The organism is Luedemannella flava, from assembly GCF_039528515.1.
Lineage (GTDB): Bacteria > Actinomycetota > Actinomycetes > Mycobacteriales > Micromonosporaceae > Luedemannella > Luedemannella flava.
The window spans coordinates 1-23,040 of sequence record NZ_BAAALT010000187.1; the positions used below are offsets into that span (position 1 = coordinate 1).

Sequence of the window (23,040 nt, forward strand, 5' to 3'; positions counted from 1 at the left end):
GGGCCGGCGATGCCATTTGATCAAGAAAGTGCGAAAGTCCAGCCGACACCTGAGTCCAAGATCTCGGGACGCTGGTGTGTCGTGGGGGCGCCGGTGGGGGAGTATCAGCGGCATGGCTCAGGAGTCGTTGCGCGATGCCCCGCCGTCCGGTGAGCCGCTGGTCGGGGAGGTCGTAGGGCCGCCGGGGCCGCCGGGGCGGGCCGACCTGCCGCCGTGGCTGGCGCGGCTGTTCGCGCGCGAGCGGCCCGTGCCGCCGACCCCGGCCAGCCGGTGGCTGCGGGCGCTGCTGCTCGTCACCGCCGCCACGGTGGTGATCGTCGAGGTGGTCAACCTCCGGTACACGCGCGAGCTCGGGTTCAGCCTGCTGGTGCGCAGCTTCTGGGCGCTGCTGCGGGTGATCGGCTTCCTGGTGCTCATGCGGGCCGTGCGCTACGGCCGCCTCGCGTCCCGCCCGTTCGGGCTGATCCTCGCCGTGACGACGGTCTTCGCGGTGGCCCGCCTGGCCGAACCCCGCACGGGTGACTTCCTGCCGCCCGTACCCGTGCTGGTGTCGTTTTTCGTTCTTGCCGCCGAGTGCGCGTTCGTCGTGTGGCTGCTGTACCGGTCGGACGCCGTCCATCAGCACCTCACCGGGCGGCCGGTGCGCCGGCACATCCCGGCGTGGGTGCTGACCGTGCGGGTGGCGGCCGTGACCTACGCGGCGCTGCTGTCGGTGCCGTTGATCGTGGCGGTGGGGGAGGCGTTCACGTCGCACCGGCGGCAGTCCGCGCCGGTGACGTTGGGGCTGCTGATCGCCTGGTTCCTGCTGACGGCCGTGTGCGGGTACGTCGCGGCGGTCGCGTCGTACTTCGTGCTGCGCGGGCACCGGTGGGCCCGGTGGGTCGTGGGGTTCATCAGCGTGGTTGTGCTGGTGGCGCAGCCGTTCTTCTGTTTCGCCCTCCTGGGCGTCGACGGGCTGATCCGCGACGGCGTCCCATTGATCGTCACGGCGGGTCTGGGGCTCGTGGCGCTCGCCCGGTCGAGGGGCCAGGCGACCTGGTACGACCCGAACGTGACAGACTGACCGCGGTAACTGTTGCGGAAGGTGGAGTTCGTGCTGCGCTGGTTGACCGCGGGAGAGTCACACGGGCCCGCGTTGGTGGCGATGTTGGAGGGCGTGCCCGCGGGCGTCGCCGTGACGACCGCGGAGATCGGGCACGAGCTGGCCCGCCGCCGCCTCGGCTACGGCCGGGGCGCGCGCATGGCGTTCGAGCAGGACGTCGTGGAGATCATCGGGGGCATCCGGCACGGCCTCACGCTGGGCAGCCCGGTGGCGATCCGGGTCGGCAACTCCGAGTGGCCCAAGTGGGAGACCGTCATGGCGGCCGACCCGGTGGACCCGGAGCTGCTCGCCGCGCAGGCCCGCAACGCGCCGCTGACCCGCCCCCGCCCGGGCCACGCCGACCTGGCCGGCATGCAGAAGTACGGCCACACCGACGCCCGCCCGATCCTCGAGCGCGCCAGCGCCCGCGAGACGGCCGCCCGGGTCGCCATCGGCACGGTCGCGAAGGCGCTGGTGAAGCAGGCCGTCGGCATCGAGATCGTGTCCCACGTAGTGGAACTCGGCTCGGTCGCGGCCAAGCCCGGCCTGCTGCCCCGCCCGGAGGACGCCGAGCGCATCGACGCCGACCCGCTGCGCTGCCTCGACCCCGAGGCCAGCGAGCGCATGGTCGCCGAGGTCGACGCCGCGAAGAAGGACGCCGACACCCTCGGCGGCATCGTCGAGGTCCTCGCCTACGGCGTGCCGCCGGGCCTGGGCAGCCACGTGCAGTGGGACCGCAAGCTCGACGCCCGCCTCGCCGCGGTGCTCTGCTCGATCCAGGCGATCAAGGGCGTGGAGATCGGCGACGCGTTCACCCAGGCGCGCTCGCGTGGCTCGCAGGCGCACGACGAGATCATTCCGACGGCGTCCGGGGTGCGCCGGGTGACGGACCGGGCCGGCGGGCTCGAGGGTGGCATCACCACCGGCGAACCCCTGCGGGTACGCGCGGCGATGAAGCCGATCTCCTCGCTGAACCGGGCGCTGTCCACCGTGGACGTGGCGACCGGCGAGCCGGCCACCGCCATCAACCAGCGCTCCGACGTGTGCGCCGTGCCGGCCGCGGCCATCGTGGCCGAGGCGATGGTGGCCCTGGTGCTGGCCGAGGCGGTGCTGGAGAAGTTCGGCGGCGACTCGGTCGCTGAGATCCGCCGCAACCTCGACGGGTACCTGGAAAACCTGGTCATCCGATGAGTGGGCCTGTCGCGGTCCTTGTCGGCCCGCCCGGGGCCGGCAAGACCACGGTCGGGGAGCTGCTGGCCAAGCACTGGAACGTGGGCTTCCGCGACACCGACTCCGACATCGAGGCGACGGCCGGCAAGCCGATCCCGGAGATCTTCGTCGACGACGGCGAGGACCACTTCCGGGCGCTGGAGCGTGCCGCCGTCGCCTCGGCGCTGTCCGAGTTCGACGGCGTCCTTGCGCTGGGTGGCGGCGCGGTGCTGGCCGAGGAGACCCGCGCGCTGCTGCGCGGCGGTCGGGTCGTCTACCTCAGCGTGGAGCTGTCGGACGCGGTCAGCCGCGTCGGGCTCGGCGCCGGCCGGCCGCTGCTCGCAATCAACCCGCGCGCCACACTCAAGTACCTGCTGGAGCAGCGCCGCCCGCTCTACACCGAGGTCGCCCGGCTGACCGTGAAGACCGACGGGCGCACGCCCGAGGAGATCGCGGACGAGATCGTGGCCGCCGTGGCGGGCAACGGCAACTGGTAGGCGGTCACGGCCTGGCGAAGACCGACAGGCCGTGCCACTGCTCGAACTCGCGGACCCGGTCGGGTTCGGGTAGCGCGCGCAGTTCGGTGAGCACCGGCACGACGTAGGCCTGCCACCGCTCGTTGTCGAAGTTCCACAGGTACGACCAGGTGCGGGTCTCGATCTCGGTGGCGATCGCTTCGGGCGCGCGGCCCAGGGTGTAGCGGGTCGTGTCGCCCTGGTGCAGCGTGGTCAGCCCGGCGGCGTACGCGGCGGCCGCGACCGTCTCCTTCGAGTCGGGCCGACTGTCGCGCAGCGGGCCGAAGAGCTTGGTGAACGCCCCGTCGATGTCCGTCGCGGTGGCCGTGGGCGCGTCGTGGACCGCGACCACCCGGCCGCCGGGGCGGAGCACCCGCGCGGCCTCCGCCAGCGCCCCCTCGATGCCGCCCACGAGGTGCAGCACCCACACCATGACCACCGCGTCGACGCTGGCGTCGGCAACCGGCAGGGCGTGCGCGTCGCCGAGGGTCACCCGGGGCCCGAGCCGGCCGACCGCGCGCCGGGCCATCTGCGGCGAGAGGTCGACCCCCACCACGTTGAGGCCCCGGGCGCGCAGCGCCTTCGCCACCACCCCGGTGCCGACGCCGACCTCCAGCACCCGGCCCTCAGGCAGCCACGGCACGAGGTCGTCGGCGACTCCTTCGCCCCGGGCCTCGCCGCCGCGGGTCTCGTCGTAGCGGTCGGCGATCGGGTCGAACGACACCGAGCCGCGCTCGGCGGCGGTGCGGACGTCAGCCATGCGCACCACCCTAGTTACGCTTCGCTCTATGCATGGGGTGGTGCTCGTCCACCGGGACAGCGGCGATCCGGCCGCGACGCCGGTCGTCCTGCTGCACGGGCTGACCAGCTCGGCCGACACGTGGGACGTGGTCGCGGCCGGCCTGGCCGACCGGGCCCGGCTGGTCGCCGTCGACCAGCGCGGGCACGGCGCGAGCGCCTGGCCGGGGGAGTACGGCTTCGCGCTCATGCGCGACGACCTGCTGCTCACCCTGGAGAAGCTGGATCTGATCGACCGGCGGCCCGTCCTCGTCGGGCACTCGATGGGCGGCGTCGTGGCGCTGCTCGCCGCGCAGGCCCGGCCGGACGGGTTCGCGGCGCTCGTGCTGGAGGACCCGCCGCCGCCCGTGCCGCTGCCCCGCGACGCCGGCGAGCGCCCCGACGGGCCGCTGCCCTACGACTGGGACGTCGTCCCGGCCATCTACGCCGACATCATGGCGCCCGACCCGGCCTGGTGGGCCGACATCGCCAAGGTTCCGTGCCCGACGCTGGTCGTCGGCGGGTCCGCGAGCCACATCCCGCAGCGCCTGCTCGTCGACATGGCGGCCCGGTTCCCGCGCGGGCGCTACCTGGCGATCGACACCGACCACCAGGTGCACACCAACCGCCCCGCCGAGTTCATCGCGGCCGTGCGCACCGTTCTGGATGAGGTGCACCGGCGCTGAAACGTTGTCGAACCCGTGTGGAACCGGTGCTGCAACGGCACGTTGTCGCGAGCTGTCAGGAGCGCGACGGCAGCCAGTCGTAGTCCTGCCCGGGAACGGCGAACCAGGCCGGCGCGGTGTCGTCGAGGGCGACGTCGACACGCAGACGGTCCACCGGGTCAAGCTCCGGCAGCTCCTCGCGGTTGAACCAGCCCACGGCCAGGGACTCCTCGTCATTGACGGCGGCGTGCCCGCCGACCGCCCGACAGCGGAACCACACCGTGAGGTACTGGCAGACATCGCCGTGCGGATAGGTGACCTCACGCAGGATCACCCCGGCGAGGCGCTCCACCGCGATATGCACCCCGGTCTCTTCGTACACCTCGCGCACCGCCGCGTCTGCCGGCTGCTCGCCGGGGTCTATCGCGCCAGCCGGCAAGGCCCACGTCCCGGTGTCGGCCCGCCGCTCCAGGAGGACCCGTCCGTCCTCGTCGAGCACGACAGCGCAGGCGCTCGGCAGCATCAGCAGGCCGTTGCCGACAAACGTGCGAAGGCCAGCCACGTACTCCGAGATTGCCACGCGCACGAATGTAGCCGCCGTAGGCGACGACGACCCCTGCCGGGTGGGAACGGGCGAGGCGCGCTGCTCGGAGGGCTGGGCGACCGCGTAGGCTCTTCGTCGATGGACGAGATGACCACCATTGGAATCGGCGGCGCGCAACCCTACGACGTGCTCGTGGGGCGTGACCTGTTGCCGTGTCTGCCGGGCCTGGTGAAGGGCGCGGCGCAGGTGGCCGTGCTGCACGCCGCGCCGCTGGCGCCGGTGGCCGCGAAGGTCGCCGACACCCTGCGCGCCGCGGGCATGTCGCCGCTGCCCATCGAGGTGCCCGACGCCGAGGCCGGCAAGGGTCTCGACGTGGCCGGGCGCTGCTGGGACGCGTTGGGTGGGGCCAACTTCACCCGCACGGACGCCGTCATCGGCGTCGGCGGGGGAGCCGTGACCGACCTCGCCGGGTTCGTGGCCGCGTGCTGGCTGCGCGGGGTGCGCTGGGTGCCCGTGTCCACCTCGCTGCTCGGCATGGTCGACGCGGCGGTCGGCGGCAAGACCGGCATCAACACGGCCGCGGGCAAGAACCTGGTGGGCGCGTTCCACCCGCCGTCGGGCGTACTCTGTGATTTGTCCACCCTGGACAGTCTGCCCCGCGCGGACCTGGTGGCCGGCCTGGGTGAGGTGGTCAAGTGCGGGTTCATCGCGGACCCGGCGATCCTCGACCTCATCGAGGGTGACCCGGCCGGTGCCGCCGACCCGGCCAGCCCGGTGCTGCGCGAGCTGGTCGAGCGGTCGGTCCGGGTCAAGGCCCGGGTGGTGACCGAGGACCTCACCGAGGCGGGCCTGCGCGAGATCCTCAACTACGGCCACACGCTCGCCCACGCGATCGAGAAGGTCGAGTCCTACGGCTGGCGGCACGGCCACGCGGTCTCCGTCGGCCTGATCTTCGCGGGCGAGCTGTCGCGCCGCTCCGGGCTGATCGACGACACCGTCGCCGCCCGCCACCGCGCGGTGCTGGAGCTGCTCGGCCTGCCGACGAGTTACCGGGCCGACGCGTGGCCCGACCTGCTGGCGACGATGCGGGTCGACAAGAAGGCGCGCGGCGCGACGCTGCGCTTCGTCGTGCTCGACGGCCTCGGGTCCACCCGGATCCTGGAGGGCCCGGCCGACGAGCTGCTCGCCGAGGTCTACAGGGCGGCGGTGGCCCGGTGAAGGTCTACGTCCTCAACGGCCCCAACCTGGGCCGGCTCGGCACCCGCCAGACCGACATCTACGGCCTCACGTCGTACGCGGACCTGGCCGGGATGTGCGTGCGGGTCGGCAAGGAGAACGGCCTCGACGTCGAGGTGCGCCAGACCGACGCCGAACACGAGATGATCTCCTGGTTGCACGCGGCGGCCGACGAGCGCGCCGCCGTGGTGCTCAACCCGGCCGCCTGGACGCACTACTCGATCGCCGTGCGGGACGCGTGCGCCATGCTCAACGGCCCGCTCATCGAGGTGCACCTGTCCAACATCCACACCCGCGAGGAGTTCCGCCACCACTCCGTGGTGTCGGCGGTCGCGACCGGGGTGATCGCGGGGCTCGGCGTCGACGGGTACCGGCTGGCGCTGCTCCACCTCGCCACACGGTAGACTTTCGGGGTTGTCCCGCGCGTATATCGGCGCGAAACTCCCCATTCAACAGGAAAGAGACACACACCGGCATGGCCACGACGAATGACCTCAAGAACGGCCTGGTTCTCAACCTCGACGGCGAGCTGTGGGCCGTCATTGAGTTCCAGCACGTGAAGCCGGGCAAGGGCGGGGCCTTCGTGCGGACCACGCTGAAGAACGTCCTTTCCGGCAAGGTGGTCGACCGCACGTTCAACGCCGGCACCAAGGTCGAGACCGCCACCGTCGACAAGCGCACGATGCAGTTCCTCTACGTCGACGGCGAGGACTACATCTTCATGGACCTGGACACCTACGACCAGATCCACGTGTCGGCCGCCACCGTCGGCGAGAACTCCAACTACCTGCTGCCCGAGGCGCAGGCCGTGGTCGCCACCCACGAGGGCGCGCCGCTCTACATCGAGCTGCCGACGTCGGTCGTGCTGGAGATCACCTACACGGAGCCGGGCCTGCAGGGCGACCGGTCGACCGGCGGCAACAAGCCGGCCACCGTGGAGACGGGCGCCACCGTCCAGGTGCCGTTGTTCATCTCCACCGGCGAGAAGATCAAGGTCGACACCCGTGACGGCCGCTACCTCGGTCGCGCCTGACCTGATGTCGCAGCCCACCACGTTCAACCCCTCGCGGCGCAAGTCCCGCCGGCGCGCCCTGGACGTGCTCTACCAGGCCGACCTGCGGGAAATGTCGCCGCGGCAGGTGCTCAATGACACCCTCGCCCGGATGGGTGCCGACCGGCCCGACCACATGGACTACGCGGTCACGATCGTTGACGGGGTCGCCGACCACACGTTACGCATCGACGAGCTGATCGCCAGCTACGCCGAGGGCTGGACGATCGAGCGGATGCCGGTGGTCGACCGCAACCTGTGCCGCATCGCCGTCTTCGAGCTCCTCTACAACGACGAGATCGACGACGCGGTGGCGATCAGCGAAGCGGTGGAGCTGGCCCGCGAGCTCTCCACGGACGACTCCCCCCGCTTCGTCAACGGCCTGTTGGGCCGCATCGCGGAGTTCGCCACCCCGTAGGTAGGCAGGCGGTTGGGCGGTTACGCGCGGAGTTCGGCGCGTGACCGCCCACTCCGCGTTCAGAGGTCGCGGGCGCGGTTGATCGCGCGGAGGGCCTTGTTGACCTCTACCTCGTTGTGGCGCCAGATGTGGAGGCGGCGGCGGCCGTCGGAGATCCACAGGTCGTGGTCGCGGTGCTCGATGTGGTACGTGAGCACGTCGAGGCCGACGGCCCAGAACAGGAACGCGACCACGGCCAGGCCGACGAGGAGCGCGGCCAGCCAGTACTCGGCGAGCCAGGCGCGGAAGATCAACCCGGCGACCATGGCCGCGAGCAGCGTCAGCGCCCCCGCGATCGCGGGCCAGCGGCGGTCGGGCCGGGGCGGGCGGGCCACCCACACCTCGCGGATCGCCGCGACGGGGACCCGACCGCGGCCGTAGCGCACCCACTCCTCGGTGACCTGTAGGCCACCCGCGTCGAAGAGGGTGCGCACGGCGCGCGTCAGTTGTTGAACAGGGCCCGCGGGTCGGACACGAGCACGCCGTGCTCGGTGAGGCGCTCCACCAGGCCGGAGGGGGACTGGTCGTAGACGATCGCGAGCGCGCGCAGGTCGTCGGCGCGGATCGAGAGGACCCGGCCGTTGTAGTCGCCGCGCTGCTGCTGGATGGCGCGCGCGTACTTGGCGACGTAGGCCAGCTCCTCGTGGGTCTGGTCGTAGAGCTTCTCGAGGTCGAGCACGATCTTGCCGGCCGGCTCGAAGGGCGTCCCGGCGCCCTCGGGCAGCAGCTCGGCGACGGGCACGCGGTAGAAGTCGGCCAGCTCGGCCAGGCGGGACACGGTCACGGCACGGTCACCGCGCTCGTACGACCCGACGACGACAGCCTTCCAGCGCCCCGCCGACTTCTCCTCGACGCCCTGCAGCGACAGTCCCTGCTGCTGGCGGATCGAACGAAGTCGGGCACCGAGGGACTTGGCGTACTCAGAGGGCATCGGACACTCCCAGTCACAGTCCTGGGGGTTCTCCCCAGCGATCGCTACGGAGCGTGACGGTACGTGCGTTGGGGCGAGCGGTCAAGTAGTCCTGCCCAGCAGCTTCGTTGATCAGGGACGTTGGTAGGATCATCATCGGCCGTACGGCCCACGGTGTGCACCGCGACCGTGAAACCCTGTTTGACGTCCTTTAACGACCCGTCCCGTGAGGCGGGAAAGGAGGTCCGTTTTGTCGCACCCGGATCCAGCCGGCAAGACCATCGTCTCGAGTACGGATTTCGCTCGGGTGGTTGACCGGCTCGCGCATCAGATACTGGAAAAAACAGACGGCGCCCGCGACACCATGTTGCTGGGCGTGCCCACCCGGGGCGTGCCGCTGGCCCGCCGCCTCGCCGCCCGGGTCCGCGCCTTCGAGGGCATCGAGGTCCCCGTCGGCAGCGTAGACGTCACTCTCTACCGCGACGACCTGCGCCTGCGCGGCGCCCGCGCGGTCGGCCCCACCGAGCTGCCCCCGGGCGGCATCGACGGGCACCGGATCATCCTCGTCGATGACGTTCTCTTCTCCGGCCGCACGGTCCGGGCGGCGCTGGACGCCCTGTCGGACCTGGGCCGCCCGCGCCTGGTGCAGCTGGCCGTCCTCGTCGACCGGGGCCACCGCGAGCTGCCCATCCGCGCCGACTACGTCGGCAAGAACCTGCCGACGTCGCTGGACGAGAAGGTCCGCGTGCGCCTCGCCGAGACCGACGGCGCCGACGAGATCACCATCGAGTCGGGGGAGGTAAACGCGTGATCAGGCACCTTCTGTCGGTGAACGACCTCGACCGGGACACGGCCACCGCCGTGCTGGACACGGCCACCCGGATGGCGGACACCGCCGGGCGTGAGGTGAAGAAGCTGCCGACCCTGCGCGGTCGCACGGTGGTGAACCTCTTCTATGAGGACTCCACCCGGACCCGGATCTCATTCGAGGCGGCCGCCAAGCGGCTGTCCGCCGATGTGATCAACTTCTCGGCGAAGGGGTCGAGCGTCTCCAAGGGTGAGAGCCTCAAGGACACCGCGCTGACCCTGCAGGCGATGGGCGCCGACGCGGTCGTCATCCGGCACTCGGCGTCCGGCGCCCCGCACCGGCTCGCCGGCTGGATCGACGGCACGGTGATCAACGCGGGGGACGGCACGCACGAGCACCCGACCCAGGCACTGCTGGACGCGTACTCGATGCGGGCCCGGCTCGGCCGCATCGCGGGCCTCAAGGTCGCCATCGTCGGCGACGTGCTGCACAGCCGGGTCGCCCGGTCCAACGTGCACCTGCTGCACACCCTCGGCGCGCACGTCACGCTGGTCGCGCCGCCCACGCTGCTGCCCGTCGGGGTGGACGCCTGGCCGGCCGACGTGAGCTTCGACCTCGACGCGGTGCTGCCCGCCTCGGACGTCGTGATGATGCTGCGCGTGCAGCGGGAGCGGATGACCGACTCCTACTTCCCGTCCGAGCGCGAGTACGCCCGCCGTTACGGCCTCGACGCCGTCCGCGCCCGGGCGCTGCCCGACCACGCGATCGTCATGCACCCCGGTCCGATGAACCGGGGCATGGAGATCGCGCCCGAGGTGGCCGACTCGGCCCGCTCGACCATTGTTGAACAGGTCGCCAACGGCGTCTCCGTACGCATGGCGGTGCTCTACCTCATGCTCGGAGGGCTGGCATGACGACGTACCTCATCAAGGGCGCCCGGACCCCGGGCGGCGACCCCACGGACCTGCTGCTGCGCGACGGCCTCATTGTCGAGACCGGCTCGATCAGTGGAAGCGACGCCGAGGTGATCGACGCCGACGGGCTGATCGCCCTGCCCGGCCTCGTCGACCTGCACACGCACCTGCGCGAGCCCGGCCGGGAGGACGCGGAGACCGTCGAGACCGGCTCGCGGGCCGCCGCGCTGGGTGGCTTCACGGCCGTCTGCGCCATGGCCAACACCGACCCGGTCGCGGACACCGCGGGCGTGGTCGAGCAGGTGTGGCGGCTGGGCCGCGACGCGGGCCTGGTCGACGTGCAGCCGATCGGCGCCGTCACGGTGGGCCTGGCCGGCGAGCGCCTCGCCGAGCTGGGCGCGATGGCCGAGTCGGCGGCCGCCGTGCGGATCTTCTCCGACGACGGACACTGCGTGCACGACCCGCGCCTCATGCGCCGCGCGCTGGAGTACGTGCGCGCGTTCGACGGCGTGATCGCCCAGCACGCGGAGGAGCCCCGGCTCACCCAGGGCGCGCAGATGCACGAGGGCGTCGAGTCGGCCCGGCTGGGCATGACCGGCTGGCCGGCGGTCGCCGAGGAGGCGATCATCGCCCGGGACGTGCTGCTCGCCGAGCATGTCGGCGCCCGCCTGCACATCTGCCACGTGTCCACGGCCGGCAGCGTGGAGATCCTGCGCTGGGCCAAGAAGCGCGGCATCCGGGTCACCGCCGAGGTCACCCCGCACCACCTGCTGCTCACCGACGAGAAGGCCGGCGGGTACGACCCGGTGTTCAAGGTGAACCCGCCGCTGCGCACCAACGAGGACGTGGCCGCGCTGCGGCTCGGCCTCGCCGACGGCACGATCGACGTCGTCGCCACCGACCACGCCCCGCACGCCCTGCAGGACAAGGAGTGCGAGTGGGCGTACGCCCGGCCGGGCATGGTCGGCCTGGAGACCGCCCTGTCCGTCGTGGTCGCCACGATGCTGGAGACCGGCCTCATGGACTGGGCCGGCCTGGTGGACCGCATGTCGCGCGTGCCGGCCCGCATCGCGGGGCTGACCGAGCACGGAAACGACCTCGTCGCCGGCGCGCCGGCGAACCTCACGCTTGTCGACCCGGCCGTGCGATGGAGCGTGGACCCGGCGGCAAGTGCCAGCCGCAGCCGTAACACCCCCTACGCCGGGCTCACCCTGCCCAGCCGGGTGGTGGCGACGTTCCTGCGCGGCGTACCCACGGTGCTTGAAGGAAAGGCGGTCCGGTGACACGCAGCGAGGCGATTCTCGTTCTGGAGGACGGTCGTACGTTCCGCGGTGAGGCGTTCGGCGCCGAGGGCGAGACGTTCGGCGAGGCGGTGTTCTCCACCGCGATGACCGGCTACCAGGAGACCCTGACCGACCCGTCGTACCACCGGCAGGTGGTCATCCAGACCGCGCCGCACATCGGCAACACGGGCGTGAACGGCGAGGACGACGAGTCGCGCCGCATCTGGGTGGCCGGCTACGTGGTCCGCGACCCGGCGCGCATCCCGTCGAACTGGCGCGCGACCGGCTCGCTGGAGGCCCGGCTCGCGGCGGAGGGCGTCGTCGGCATCAGCGGCGTCGACACCCGCGCGCTGACCCGGCACCTGCGCGAGCGCGGCGCCATGCGGGTCGGCATCTCCACCGTGGAGCGCGACCCGCAGGAACTGCTCCTGCGCGTGCGCAACGCCCCCAAGATGCTCGGCGCCAACCTGTCCGCCGAGGTCACGACCCCGCAGATGTACACCGTGGCGGCGGAGGGGGAGCACCGGTTCACGGTCGCCGCGCTGGACCTGGGCATCAAGCACAACGTGCCGCGGCGCCTCGCGGCCCGGGGCGTCACCACGCACGTGCTGCCCGCCACGTCGAGCATCGACGACCTGCTGGCCACGGGCGCGGACGCGGTGTTCTTCTCGCCGGGCCCCGGCGACCCGGCCACCGCCGACCACCCCGTCGAGCTGGCCCGCGAGGTGATGCGTCGGCGCGTGCCGCTGTTCGGCATCTGCTTCGGCAGCCAGATCCTGGGCCGGGCGCTCGGTTTCGGAACCTACAAGCTGGGGTACGGCCACCGCGGCATCAACCAGCCCGTCATGGACAAGACGACGGGCAAGGTCGAGGTCACCTCGCACAACCACGGCTTCGCCGTCGACGCGCCGGTCGGTGAGCGGATCGACACCGAGTTCGGTCAGGTCGAGGTGTCGCACGTGTGCCTCAACGACAACGTGGTGGAGGGGTTGCGGGCGTTCGACGTCCCGGCCTTCACCGTGCAGTACCACCCGGAGGCGGCAGCGGGGCCGCACGACGCGGATTACCTCTTTGACCGCTTCGTGGAACTGATCGAAGGAGCGCCCGCGCATGCCTAAGCGGACCGATCTCAAGCACGTCATGGTGATCGGCTCGGGCCCGATCGTCATCGGCCAGGCCTGCGAGTTCGACTACTCCGGCACCCAGGCCTGCCGGGTCCTGCGGGCGGAGGGCCTGCGTGTCTCGCTGGTCAACTCCAACCCCGCGACCATCATGACCGACCCGGAGTTCGCCGACGCCACCTACGTCGAGCCGATCACGCCCGAGTTCGTCGAGCTGGTCATCGCCAAGGAGCGTCCCGACGCGATCCTGCCCACGCTGGGTGGGCAGACGGCGTTGAACACGGCCGTCGCCCTGCACGAGGCGGGCGTCCTCGAGAAGTACGGCGTGGAGCTCATCGGCGCGAACATCGACGCCATCCGCCGGGGCGAGGACCGCCAGCTCTTCAAGGACATCGTCGCGCTCGCGGGTGCGAAGTTGGGCCTGGAGGGCGACCTGGTGCCCCGCTCGCGGGTGTGCCACTCGATGGACGAGGTCCGGGAGACCGTGGCCGAGCTGGGCCTGCCGGTCGTCATCCGGCCGTCGTTCACCATGGGCGGCCTCGGCTCCGGCATGGCGCACAACGACGAGCAGCTCGAACGCCTCGCCGGCGGGGGCCTCGCGGCCAGCCCGGTGCACGAGGTCCTCATCGAGGAGAGCGTGCTCGGCTGGAAGGAGTACGAGCTCGAGCTCATGCGCGACCACCACGACAACGTGGTGGTGGTCTGCTCGATCGAGAACGTCGACCCGATGGGCGTGCACACCGGCGACTCGGTCACCGTCGCGCCGGCCATGACCCTGACGGACGTGGAGTACCAGCGCCTGCGCGACCTCGGCATCGCCGTGCTGCGCGAGGTGGGCGTCGACACGGGCGGTTGCAACATCCAGTTCGCGATCCACCCGGACAACGGGCGCCTCGTCGTCATCGAGATGAACCCGCGGGTGTCGCGGTCGAGCGCGCTGGCCTCGAAGGCCACCGGCTTCCCGATCGCGAAGATCGCCGCGAAGCTGGCCATCGGGTACACGCTCGACGAGATCCCCAACGACATCACGCTCAAGACGCCGGCCGCCTTCGAGCCGACGCTCGACTACGTGGTCGTGAAGATCCCGCGGTTCGCGTTCGAGAAGTTCCCCGGCGCGGACACCGAGCTGACCACCACGATGAAGTCGGTCGGCGAGGCGATGAGCCTCGGTCGCAACTTCGCCGAGGCGCTCAACAAGGCGATGCGCTCCATGGAGACCAAGGCCGCCGGCTTCTGGACGACGCCGGACCCGTCCTCCGATGTCACGGAGACGTTGGCGGCGTTGAAGGTCCCGCACGACGGGCGGCTCTACACCGCCGAGCGGGCGCTGCGGCTGGGCGCCTCCGTCGCCGACGTGTGCGCGGCGGGCGGGTACGACCCGTGGTTCATCGATCAGATCGCCGGGCTCGTGGAGCTGCGCGCCCAGATCGTCGCGGCGCCCGTACTCGATGAGGGTCTTTTCCGGAAGGCGAAGCGGGCCGGGTTGTCCGACCGCCAGCTCGCCGCCCTGCGGCCCGAGCTGGCCGGCGAGGACGGGGTGCGCGCGCTGCGCCACCGGCTCGGGCTGCGGCCCGTGTACAAGACCGTGGACACGTGCGCGGCCGAGTTCGCGGCCGCGACGCCGTACCACTACTCGACCTACGACTCCGAGACCGAGGTCGCCGCGTCGGACCGGCCCAAGGTGCTGATCCTCGGCTCCGGTCCCAACCGGATCGGGCAGGGCATCGAGTTCGACTACTCGTGCGTGCACGCGGTGCAGGCGCTGCGGGCGGCCGACTTCGAGACCGTCATGGTCAACTGCAACCCGGAGACCGTGTCGACCGACTACGACACCGCCGACCGGCTCTACTTCGAGCCGCTGACCTTCGAGGACGTGCTCGAGGTCTGGCACGCCGAGCACGACAGCGGCACCGCGGCCGGCGGGCCGGGCGTCGTCGGCGTGATCGTGCAGCTCGGCGGGCAGACCCCGCTCGGGCTCGCGCAGCGCCTCAAGGACGCCGGCGTGCCCATCGTGGGCACCACGCCCGAGTCGATCCACCTGGCCGAGGAGCGGGGCGCGTTCGGCGCGCTGCTCGGCGAGGCCGGGCTGCGCGCCCCGGCGCACGGCACCGCGACCAGCTTCGACGAGGCCAGGGCGATCGCCGACGAGATCGGCTACCCGGTGCTCGTGCGGCCGTCGTACGTGCTCGGCGGGCGCGGCATGGAGATCGTGTACGACGAGGCGACGCTGCGCGGCTACATCGAGCGGGCGACCGAGATCTCGCCGGAGCACCCGGTGCTGGTCGACCGGTTCCTCGACGACGCCATCGAGATCGACGTGGACGCGCTCGTCGACGCGTCCGGGGAGGTGTTCCTCGGCGGCATCATGGAGCACATCGAGGAGGCCGGCATCCACTCCGGCGACTCGGCGTGCGCCCTGCCGCCCATCACGCTCGCCGCGGCCGACATCGAGAAGGTCCGCGCGTACACGGAGGCGATCGCCCGCGGCGTGGGCGTGCGCGGCCTGCTCAACGTCCAGTACGCCCTCAAGGACGAGCAGCTGTACGTCCTGGAGGCCAACCCGCGCGCGTCGCGGACCGTGCCGTTCGTGTCCAAGGCGACGGCCGTGCCGCTGGCCAAGGCGGCGGCCCGGATCATGCTCGGGGCCTCCATCGCGGACCTGCGCGCCGAGGGCCTGCTGCCGCGCAGCGGCGACGGCGGGGAGCCCTCGCCGGCCGCGCCGGTCGCGGTCAAGGAGGCGGTGCTGCCCTTCAAACGGTTCCGTACCCCGGGCGGCAAGGGCGTGGACTCGTTGCTGGGGCCGGAGATGAAGTCGACCGGTGAGGTCATGGGCATCGACACCGCCTTCGGGCGGGCGTTCGCCAAGTCCCAGGCCGCCGCGTACGGCTCGCTGCCGACGTCCGGCAAGGTCTTCGTCACCGTCGCCAACCGCGACAAGCGGGCCATGGTGTTTCCGATCAAGCGGCTGGCGGACCTGGGCTTCGAGATCGCGGCGACCGCCGGCACCGCCCTGGTGCTGCGCCGGCACGGCGTGGACTGCGAGATCGTGCCGAAGCACTACGAGGGGCCGGAGGGCGGCCGCGACGCGGTCACGCTCATCAACGACGGCGACGTGGCGCTGGTCATCAACACGCCGCAGGGCAGCGGCGCCCGCCAGGACGGCTACGAGATCCGCAGCGCCGCCGTGGGCGCGGACATCCCGTGCGTGACCACCGTTCCGGGCGCCTCAGCGGCCGTCATGGGCATCGAGGCGCTGATCCGGGGTGAGATGCGGGTTTCCCCTCTTCAGGAGCTCCACGCGGCTCTCAAGGCGGCTGAGCGGGGCTGATGGGAGTTTACGAAAGGGTCGCCCGGCCGACCCTGTTCCGTCTCGGCGGCGGTGACGCCGAGGCGGCGCACGAGTGGACCCTGCGTAGGCTCGCGGCCCTGTCGGGCCGTCCCACGCTGCTCGCCGCCCTGCGCCGCCGCTACGCCGTCGCCGCCCCGCGCACCGTGTTCGGGGTGAGCTTCGCCAACCCGGTCGGGTTGGCCGCCGGCGTGGACAAGAACGGGCTCGCCCTGCCCGCCTGGCCCGCGCTCGGGTTCGGCTTCGTCGAGGTCGGCACCGTGACCCGGCACGCGCAGCCGGGCAACGACCGGCCGCGGCTGTTCCGGCTGCCGGCCAGCGAGGCCGTCATCAACCGGATGGGCTTCAACAACGCGGGCGCGTCCGCCCTCGCGCAGCGGTTGGCGGCCACGTCGCTGCCGCTGCGCGGCGCGGGCGGTCGTCCGGTGCCGCTGGGAGTCAGCCTCGGCAAGTCGAAGGTCACCCCGCTGGAGGAGGCGGCCGGCGACTACGTGGCGTCGCTGAAGGAACTGCGCGGGTACGCCGACTACGTGGCGGTCAACGTCAGCTCGCCGAACACGCCCGGCCTGCGGTCGCTGCAGGACCGGTCGCACCTCGCGGAGATCCTCGGCGAGCTCGCCGCCAACGCCGACGGCGTGCCGATCCTCGTGAAGATCGCGCCCGACCTGACCGAGCCGGCCATCGGCGAGGTCCTCGAGGTCTGCGGGGAGCACGGCGTGGCCGGCGTCATCGCCACGAACACGACGCTGGCCCGCGACGGGCTGGCGGCGTCCGACGCCGCGCGCGCCGCCGAGGCCGGCGGCCTGTCCGGCCGGCCGCTCACCGGCCGGGCCCGCGAGGTGGTGGCGTTCGTGCACCGCGAGAGCGGCGGGCGGCTGCCGATCGTCGGCGTCGGCGGCGTGCTCGACCCGGACGACGCCACGCGCCTGTTCGACGCCGGAGCGAGCCTTGTGCAGCTCTACACCGGCTTCATCTACCGCGGGCCGGGGCTGGCCCGCGCCATCGCCCGAGCGGCGCGCTGAGCCGCCGCACGGTCACAAGACCCTGGAGGACGCGACATGACGCACGAGGCTCCCGTACCCCCCTCCGAAAAGGAAAGTTTCGGCGAGCGGCTGCACAAGGCACTCGCCACCCGTGGTCCGCTCTGCGTTGGCATCGATCCGCACGCCGGGCTCCTGCTGCGGTGGGGGCTGCCCGACTCCGTGGACGGGTTGCGGACGTTCGCCGACACCGTGGTCGCCGCTCTCGCGGACCGGGTGGCCGTGATGAAGCCGCAATCCGCCTTTTTCGAGCGTTTCGGGGCGGCGGGTGTGTCCGTTCTGGAGTCAACTATCCGACAGGCCCGACAGGCGGGCACGTTAGTGATTCTTGACGCTAAGCGGGGCGATATCGGCTCCACCGTCCAGGCGTACGCGCAGGCGTACCTGAGCCCGGCGAGCCCGATGGCCTCGGACGCGCTGACCGTCAGCCCGTACCTCGGGTTCGGCTCGCTGGCGCCGGTCATCGACGAGGCTGAGGCGCACGGCGCCGGGGTGTTCGTGCTGGCGCTGACGAGCAACCCCGAAGGCGCTTCCGTGCAGCATGCGCGCACGTCAGACGGCCGGACGGTGGCACAGATGATCATCGACGACGCGGCCTACTGCAACGCGAAGGCGCCCGTTCTGGGGTCCGTCGGGCTCGTCGTGGGGGCCACTGTGGGTGACACCGGACACGATCTGAGCGACCTCAACGGGCCGATTCTCGTGCCCGGTCTGGGGGCCCAGGGCGGGGTCGCCGACGACCTGCGCGCACTCTTCAGGGACCTCCGCGGGGCCGTCGTGCCGTCGTACTCGAGGGAGATCCTTTCCCACGGACCGAGCAGGAGTGGCCTGCGTGACGCGGCGGAAAGGGCACTTTCTGCGTGCCAAAAAGCTCTATTTTGACCCGATTTGTCGAGGCGGACAACGCGACACGCTGGGTGGATTACGCGTTGTGACATTGCCAAACGGTCCTTTGCGCACTAGTTTTTCGCAGCGCTGGAACCCCCAGTGCACAACAAGGGACCTGAGGAGACGCTGGTGCCGCTTCCCACCCTGAGCCCGGAGCAGCGCGCCGCCGCGCTGGAGAAGGCTGCGGAAATTCGCAAGGCCCGCGCTGAGCTCAAGGAGCAGCTCAAGCAGGGCAAGACCACGCTCACGGCGGTGCTCGACCGGGCTGAGGCTGACGACGTCGTCGGCAAGCTCAAGGTGTCTGCCGTGCTGCAGGCCATGCCGGGCATCGGCAAGGTGCGTGCGACGCAGATCATGGAGAAGCTGAAGATCGCTGAGAGCCGTCGCCTGCGCGGCCTCGGTGACCAGCAGCGCAAGGCCCTGCTCGCGGAGTTCGCCGGCGGTCGTTGACGGACAGTTGGTGCGGCCGCCGCGTTAAATCTCGGTGGCCGCGCCACCTGAACGACGACCATCCGGTAGAAAGTAAGCAGTGGACACAGACGACGCGCGCCCCGGACCGGCTCGACTCACCGTCTTCTCCGGCCCCTCAGGGGTCGGCAAGGACAGCGTGATCGAGCTGGTCCGGGCGCGCGCGCCGTGGGTGTGGCTGTCCGTGTCGCTCACGACGCGGCGCATGCGCCCGGGCGAGGTGGACGGGGTGCACTACCACTTCGTCACGCGGGCCGAGTTCGAGCGCCACGTCCGCGAGGGCTCGCTGCTCGAGTGGGCGGAGTTCGCCGGCAACCTCTACGGCACCCCCCGGGGCCCGGTGCTGGCCCGCCTCGAGAACGGCGAGCCCGTTCTTCTCAAGATCGATCTTCAGGGCGCGCGCCAGGTCAAGAACACGATGTCGTCGGCGCAGTTCGTGTTCCTCGCCCCGCCGAGCTTCGCCGAGCTCAAGCGCCGACTCATCGGCCGCGGCACCGACGACGCGGAGACCATCCGCCACCGCCTGGCGCACGCCGAGGAGGAGATGGCCGCCGAGCCGGAGTTCGACACGACGATCGTCAACGACTTCGTCGAGCGTGCGGCGGACGAGTTGCTAGGATTGCTCGGTTCGCGCGTCGTCGTGAGCTGAGCCGCGCCGCTTTCTCTCGATTAGAGGTTTTCTTACCGTGTCCGGAACCCTGCCCAATCCCGAGGGCATCACCAACCCGCCGATCGACGAGCTGCTGGACAAGACGTCCTCGAAGTACTCGCTGGTGATCTTCGCGGCCAAGCGCGCCCGCCAGATCAACGCGTACTACAGCCAGCTCGGCGAGGGCCTCCTGGAGTACGTCGGCCCGCTCGTCGAGACCACGCCGCAGGAGAAGCCGCTCTCGATCGCCCTGCGCGAGATCAACGGCAACCTGCTCACGGCCGAGCCGACGAACGAGCCCTGACCGGCCCGTGGTCACACGGGTCGTGCTCGGTGTCGGCGGCGGCATCGCCGCCTACAAGGCCTGCGAGCTGCTCCGCCTGTTCACCGAGTCCGGGCACTCCGTGCGGGTCGTGCCCACCGCCGCCGCCCTGCGTTTCGTGGGCGAGCCCACCTGGGCGGCCCTGTCCGGGCAGCCCGTCGCCACCGAGGTGTGGCAGGACGTGCACGACGTGCCGCATGTCGCGATCGGTAAGGGCGCCGACCTCGTCGTCGTCGCCCCGGCAACCGCCGACCTGCTCGCGAAGGCCGCCCACGGCCTGGCCGACGACCTGCTGACCAACACGCTGCTCACCGCGCGCTGTCCGGTGCTGCTCGCGCCCGCGATGCACACCGAGATGTGGGAGCACCCGGCGACCGTGGCCAACGTCGCCACGCTGCGCGGGCGCGGCGTGATCGTGCTGGAGCCCGCCTCGGGCCGGCTCACCGGCGCCGACACCGGCAAGGGCCGGCTGCCTGACCCCGAGGAGATCTTCGCGGTGGGCCGGCGGCTGCTCGCCCGCGGTGATCTGTCGGCGGATCTCGCCGGGCGGCACGTCGTCATCACCGCCGGGGGCACCCGCGAGCCGCTCGACCCGGTGCGCTTCATCGGCAACCGGTCGTCGGGCAAGCAGGGGTACGCGTTCGCGCGTACCGCCGCCGCCCGGGGCGCCCGGGTGACCCTGGTGGCCGCGAACAGCGCCCTGGCCGATCCGGCCGGCGTCGCCGTCGTGCGCGTCGGCACCACCGAGGAACTGCGCGTGGCCACGCTCGCCGCCGCGGCCGACGCGGACGTGGTCGTCATGGCGGCCGCCCCCAGCGACTTCCGCCCCGCGGCGTACTCGGATCAGAAGATCAAGAAAGTCGCGGGCGCCGAGCCGCCGACGATCGAACTCGTCACCAATCCGGACATCGCCGCCGAGATCGGCGCCGCGAAGCGGCCCGGGCAGGTGCTCGTGGCCTTCGCGGCTGAGACGACTGATGCATTGACGCACGGAGCGCGTAAGTTGGCCGATAAGAGGGCCGACCTCATCGTCGTGAACGAGGTCGGTCAGGGGCGCGCGTTCGGTACGGACAGCAACGCCGCCGTCGTGCTGGGCGCCGACGGTTCCCGCGTGGAACTCGCCGAGCAGCCCAAGGAGGACCTGGCCGACGCCGTCTGGGACCTGGTCAGGACGTGTCTCAGCTCACAAGGCTGAGCGAGTCCAGCCGACTGATCGCTTTCACGCACCGTTAGACTCAGCCAAACACTGACGACCCGAGGAGCACTGTGGCACGTCGCCTCTTCACGTCCGAGTCGGTCACAGAGGGCCATCCGGACAAGATCGCCGACCAGATCAGCGACGGCGTCCTGGACGCGCTGCTCGCACAGGACCCGCGCAGCCGCGTCGCGTGCGAGACGCTCATCACCACCGGCCAGGTGCACGTCGCCGGTGAGGTCACCACGTCCGCCTACGCGGACATCGCCGCCATCGTCCGCGAGACGATCCTGCGCATCGGCTACGACTCGTCCAAGAAGGGCTTCGACGGCGCCTCCTGCGGCGTGAGCGTGTCGATCGGCGCCCAGTCGCCGGACATCGCGCAGGGCGTGGACAGCGCCATCGAGCAGCGCACCGGCGAGGCGGGCAGCGAGCTCGACTCCCAGGGCGCCGGCGACCAGGGCATGATGTTCGGATTCGCCTGCTCGGAGACGCCCGAGCTCATGCCGCTGCCTATCGCGCTCGCGCACCGCCTCGCCCGGCGGCTGTCGGCCGTCCGCAAGGACGGCACGATCCCCTACCTGCGCCCGGACGGCAAGACCCAGGTCACCGTGGAGTACGAGGGCCTGCGCCCGGTGCGGCTGAACACCGTCGTGGTGTCGTCGCAGCACGCCGCCGACATCTCGCTGGACTCGCTGCTGACCCCCGACGTGCGCGAGCACGTCATCGAGCCCGAGCTGGAGAGCCTCGGCCTCGAGACCGAGGGCTACCGTCTGCTGGTCAACCCGACCGGCCGCTTCGAGGTCGGCGGCCCGATGGGCGACGCCGGCCTGACCGGCCGCAAGATCATCGTCGACACCTACGGCGGCTACTCCCGTCACGGTGGCGGCGCGTTCTCCGGCAAGGACCCGTCCAAGGTGGACCGTTCGGCGGCCTACGCCATGCGCTGGGTGGCCAAGAACGTCGTGGCCGCCGGGCTCGCCGAGCGCTGCGAGGCGCAGGTCGCGTACGCGATCGGCAAGGCCCACCCGGTCAGCCTCTTCGTCGAGACCTTCGGCACCGAGTCGGTGCCGGTCGAGCGCATCGAGAAGGCCATCCAGGAGGTCTTCGACCTGCGTCCGGCCGCGATCATCCGCGACCTCGACCTGCTCCGCCCGATCTACCAGCAGACGGCGGCGTACGGCCACTTCGGCCGCGAGCTGCCCGACTTCACCTGGGAGCGCACCGACCGCGTCGCCGACCTCAAGTCGGCCGCCGCCGTCTGAGCACCCTCCGCTGTCCGTCGAGGGCCGTCGACCACGTTGGTCGGCGGCCCTCGACGCGTCCCGGCCGCGAACAGTCGCCACCAGGTGATAGGACTGCGGTCGTGACTCCCGCGCCCCCTGCCTCCACCACTCACTGGATCTTGGGGCCGAGGACGTCTTATAGGCCGTTAACACCCCCAAGATTCAAAAGTGGGTCGGCGTGACCGGCGCGGGGAAGGCGCGGGACGGGGTGGGGGTGCGGGAAGCCGCGGGAGCGCTGCCGGTGGCGCGGGTGGCCGTTGACGTGCCGCTCGCGCATCTGGACCGGGCGTTCGACTATCTCGTGCCGGCCGACGCCGATGACATCGCCCGGCCCGGGTGCCGGGTGCGGGTGCGGTTCGCGGGGCAGCTGCGCGACGGGTTCCTGCTGGAGCGCGTCGAGCAGTCCGCCCATGGCGGGCGGCTGACGTTCCTCGACAAGGTGATCTCGGGGGAGCGGGTGCTCACCGAGGAGGTCGCGAAGCTCGCGCGGGCGGTCGCCGACCGGTACGCGGGCACGCTCGCGGACGTGTTGCGGCTGGCCGTACCCCCGAGGCATGCGCGGGTGGAGGCGCAGCCGGCGGCCGCCGACGGCGAGCAGCCCGGCGTGGCGGGCGCGGGCACCGGCTGGCGGGACTATCCGGCCGGCGCGGCCTTCCTCAGGGCGCTCGAGGGCGGACGCGCGCCGAGGGCGGTGTGGGGGGCACTGCCCGGGGAGGACTGGCCCCGCCGGCTGGCGGAGGCGGGCGCCGCGACGCTGGCGGGCGGGAAGGGCGCCGTGCTCGTCGTGCCCGACGCCCGCGACCTGACCCGGCTCGACGCCGCGCTCGCGGCCGTCCTGGGGCCGGGCAACCATGTGACGTTGCAGGCCGCGCTCGGTCCGGCGGAGCGCTACCGGCGGTTCCTGGCCGTCAGCCGGGGGCACGTGCGGATCGTCGCGGGGACGCGGGCGGCGGCGTTCGCGCCCGTGCGCGACATCGGGCTCGTGGCGATCTGGGACGACGGCGACGACCTGCACGCCGAGCCGCGCGCGCCCTACCCGCACGCGCGCGAGGTGCTGCTCACCCGTGCGCAGCTGACCGGCGCGGCGGCGCTGGTCGCGGCCACGTCGCGCAGCGCCGAGGCGCAGCTGCTCGTCGAGTCCGGCTGGGCCCGCGAGCTCGTGGCCGACCGGGCCACCATCCGCGACCGGGCCCCTGCCGTCGCCCCCTGCGGTGACGACGTCGACCGCGAACGCGACCCCGGTGCCGCGTCGGCGCGGCTGCCGAGCCTCGCGTG

Annotated in this window: 25 protein-coding genes; 21 read left to right on the forward strand and 4 right to left on the reverse strand. The window is 71.8% G+C overall.

The features are described from left to right. Positions 1 to 112: 112 nt before the first annotated feature. The 3 genes from ABD211_RS24825 to ABD211_RS24835 are packed head-to-tail and all read left to right on the forward strand — an operon-like array spanning position 113 to position 2,787. Complete coding sequence (locus ABD211_RS24825) at positions 113 to 1,063, forward strand: hypothetical protein (RefSeq protein WP_344136648.1); 951 nt, start codon at positions 113 to 115, stop codon at positions 1,061 to 1,063. Between the two features lie 30 nt (positions 1,064 to 1,093). Further along, positions 1,094 to 2,272 (forward strand): chorismate synthase, encoded by a 1,179-nt coding sequence (gene aroC / locus ABD211_RS24830; RefSeq protein WP_344136651.1) that lies wholly within the window; start codon positions 1,094 to 1,096, stop codon positions 2,270 to 2,272. Then, positions 2,269 to 2,787, forward strand: coding sequence for a shikimate kinase (locus ABD211_RS24835; RefSeq protein ID WP_344136654.1), 519 nt, complete (start codon positions 2,269 to 2,271; stop codon positions 2,785 to 2,787). Before aroC ends, ABD211_RS24835 begins: the two co-directional genes overlap by 4 nt. A 4-nt stretch (positions 2,788 to 2,791) precedes the next feature. Here ABD211_RS24835 and ABD211_RS24840 read toward each other — a convergent pair whose 3' ends face one another. Beyond that, on the reverse strand, positions 2,792 to 3,565 hold the full coding sequence (locus tag ABD211_RS24840) for a class I SAM-dependent methyltransferase (protein WP_344136657.1): 774 nt from the start codon (positions 3,563 to 3,565) through the stop codon (positions 2,792 to 2,794). A 28-nt stretch (positions 3,566 to 3,593) separates the two neighbouring features. Here ABD211_RS24840 and ABD211_RS24845 point away from each other — a divergent pair, with 28 nt between their 5' ends. Next, entirely contained in the window at positions 3,594 to 4,268 is a 675-nt protein-coding gene (locus tag ABD211_RS24845) for an alpha/beta fold hydrolase (RefSeq protein WP_344136660.1), read from the forward strand. Between the two features lie 55 nt (positions 4,269 to 4,323). Here the strand turns inward: ABD211_RS24845 and ABD211_RS24850 are convergent, their stop codons facing one another. Further along, positions 4,324 to 4,827, reverse strand: a complete 504-nt coding sequence (locus ABD211_RS24850; protein ID WP_344136663.1) for an NUDIX hydrolase — start codon at positions 4,825 to 4,827, stop codon at positions 4,324 to 4,326. 102 nt (positions 4,828 to 4,929) lie between these two features. Between ABD211_RS24850 and aroB the strand changes: the two genes are divergently transcribed. From aroB to nusB, 4 genes are all read left to right on the forward strand, one after another. Beyond that, positions 4,930 to 6,009 (forward strand): 3-dehydroquinate synthase, encoded by a 1,080-nt coding sequence (gene aroB / locus ABD211_RS24855; RefSeq protein WP_344136666.1) that lies wholly within the window; start codon positions 4,930 to 4,932, stop codon positions 6,007 to 6,009. Further along, positions 6,006 to 6,431, forward strand: coding sequence for a type II 3-dehydroquinate dehydratase (gene aroQ / locus ABD211_RS24860; RefSeq protein WP_344136669.1), 426 nt, complete (start codon positions 6,006 to 6,008; stop codon positions 6,429 to 6,431). Before aroB ends, aroQ begins: the two co-directional genes overlap by 4 nt. A 71-nt stretch (positions 6,432 to 6,502) precedes the next feature. After that, positions 6,503 to 7,060: an elongation factor P gene (gene efp / locus ABD211_RS24865; RefSeq protein ID WP_344136672.1), complete on the forward strand. Its 558-nt coding sequence runs from the start codon at positions 6,503 to 6,505 to the stop codon at positions 7,058 to 7,060. A 4-nt stretch (positions 7,061 to 7,064) separates the two neighbouring features. Continuing rightward, on the forward strand, positions 7,065 to 7,496 hold the full coding sequence (gene nusB, locus ABD211_RS24870) for a transcription antitermination factor NusB (RefSeq protein WP_344136718.1): 432 nt from the start codon (positions 7,065 to 7,067) through the stop codon (positions 7,494 to 7,496). 59 nt (positions 7,497 to 7,555) lie between these two features. Here the strand turns inward: nusB and ABD211_RS24875 are convergent, their stop codons facing one another. Both ABD211_RS24875 and bldD read right to left on the reverse strand, forming a co-directional pair. Beyond that, positions 7,556 to 7,969, reverse strand: a complete 414-nt coding sequence (locus ABD211_RS24875; protein WP_344136675.1) for a DUF6232 family protein — start codon at positions 7,967 to 7,969, stop codon at positions 7,556 to 7,558. 8 nt (positions 7,970 to 7,977) lie between these two features. After that, entirely contained in the window at positions 7,978 to 8,466 is a 489-nt protein-coding gene (bldD, locus tag ABD211_RS24880) for a transcriptional regulator BldD (RefSeq protein ID WP_344136678.1), read from the reverse strand. A 229-nt stretch (positions 8,467 to 8,695) separates the two neighbouring features. Between bldD and pyrR the strand changes: the two genes are divergently transcribed. The 13 genes from pyrR to ABD211_RS24945 all read left to right on the forward strand — a co-directional run. Then, positions 8,696 to 9,256, forward strand: coding sequence for a bifunctional pyr operon transcriptional regulator/uracil phosphoribosyltransferase PyrR (gene pyrR, locus ABD211_RS24885; protein ID WP_425560522.1), 561 nt, complete (start codon positions 8,696 to 8,698; stop codon positions 9,254 to 9,256). Continuing rightward, on the forward strand, positions 9,253 to 10,167 hold the full coding sequence (locus tag ABD211_RS24890) for an aspartate carbamoyltransferase catalytic subunit (protein ID WP_344136684.1): 915 nt from the start codon (positions 9,253 to 9,255) through the stop codon (positions 10,165 to 10,167). Before pyrR ends, ABD211_RS24890 begins: the two co-directional genes overlap by 4 nt. Further along, positions 10,164 to 11,450, forward strand: a complete 1,287-nt coding sequence (locus tag ABD211_RS24895; protein ID WP_344136688.1) for a dihydroorotase — start codon at positions 10,164 to 10,166, stop codon at positions 11,448 to 11,450. The genes ABD211_RS24890 and ABD211_RS24895 overlap by 4 nt, the downstream gene beginning before the upstream one ends. Next, positions 11,447 to 12,568: a glutamine-hydrolyzing carbamoyl-phosphate synthase small subunit gene (gene carA / locus ABD211_RS24900; RefSeq protein ID WP_344136691.1), complete on the forward strand. Its 1,122-nt coding sequence runs from the start codon at positions 11,447 to 11,449 to the stop codon at positions 12,566 to 12,568. The genes ABD211_RS24895 and carA overlap by 4 nt, the downstream gene beginning before the upstream one ends. After that, on the forward strand, positions 12,561 to 15,899 hold the full coding sequence (carB, locus tag ABD211_RS24905) for a carbamoyl-phosphate synthase large subunit (protein WP_344136694.1): 3,339 nt from the start codon (positions 12,561 to 12,563) through the stop codon (positions 15,897 to 15,899). The genes carA and carB overlap by 8 nt, the downstream gene beginning before the upstream one ends. After that, positions 15,899 to 16,939, forward strand: coding sequence for a quinone-dependent dihydroorotate dehydrogenase (locus tag ABD211_RS24910; protein ID WP_344136697.1), 1,041 nt, complete (start codon positions 15,899 to 15,901; stop codon positions 16,937 to 16,939). Before carB ends, ABD211_RS24910 begins: the two co-directional genes overlap by 1 nt. 36 nt (positions 16,940 to 16,975) lie before the next feature. Beyond that, entirely contained in the window at positions 16,976 to 17,839 is an 864-nt protein-coding gene (gene pyrF / locus ABD211_RS24915) for an orotidine-5'-phosphate decarboxylase (protein WP_344136700.1), read from the forward strand. A 135-nt stretch (positions 17,840 to 17,974) separates the two neighbouring features. Further along, complete coding sequence (mihF, locus tag ABD211_RS24920) at positions 17,975 to 18,295, forward strand: integration host factor, actinobacterial type (protein ID WP_344136703.1); 321 nt, start codon at positions 17,975 to 17,977, stop codon at positions 18,293 to 18,295. A gap of 79 nt (positions 18,296 to 18,374) precedes the next feature. After that, positions 18,375 to 18,962 carry a guanylate kinase gene (gene gmk, locus ABD211_RS24925; RefSeq protein ID WP_344136706.1) on the forward strand — a complete coding sequence of 196 codons (588 nt, stop codon included), beginning with the start codon at positions 18,375 to 18,377 and terminating at the stop codon, positions 18,960 to 18,962. Between the two features lie 37 nt (positions 18,963 to 18,999). Next, a complete protein-coding gene (gene rpoZ, locus ABD211_RS24930; RefSeq protein WP_344136709.1) occupies positions 19,000 to 19,266 on the forward strand; it encodes a DNA-directed RNA polymerase subunit omega in 267 nt (88 codons plus the stop codon). Between the two features lie 7 nt (positions 19,267 to 19,273). Next, entirely contained in the window at positions 19,274 to 20,479 is a 1,206-nt protein-coding gene (gene coaBC, locus ABD211_RS24935; protein ID WP_344136712.1) for a bifunctional phosphopantothenoylcysteine decarboxylase/phosphopantothenate--cysteine ligase CoaBC, read from the forward strand. 71 nt (positions 20,480 to 20,550) lie between these two features. Beyond that, complete coding sequence (metK, locus tag ABD211_RS24940; RefSeq protein ID WP_344136715.1) at positions 20,551 to 21,744, forward strand: methionine adenosyltransferase; 1,194 nt, start codon at positions 20,551 to 20,553, stop codon at positions 21,742 to 21,744. A gap of 271 nt (positions 21,745 to 22,015) precedes the next feature. Further along, on the forward strand, positions 22,016 to 23,040 hold a 1,025-nt coding region (locus tag ABD211_RS24945; RefSeq protein WP_486336263.1), incomplete at its 3' end, for a primosomal protein N' family DNA-binding protein.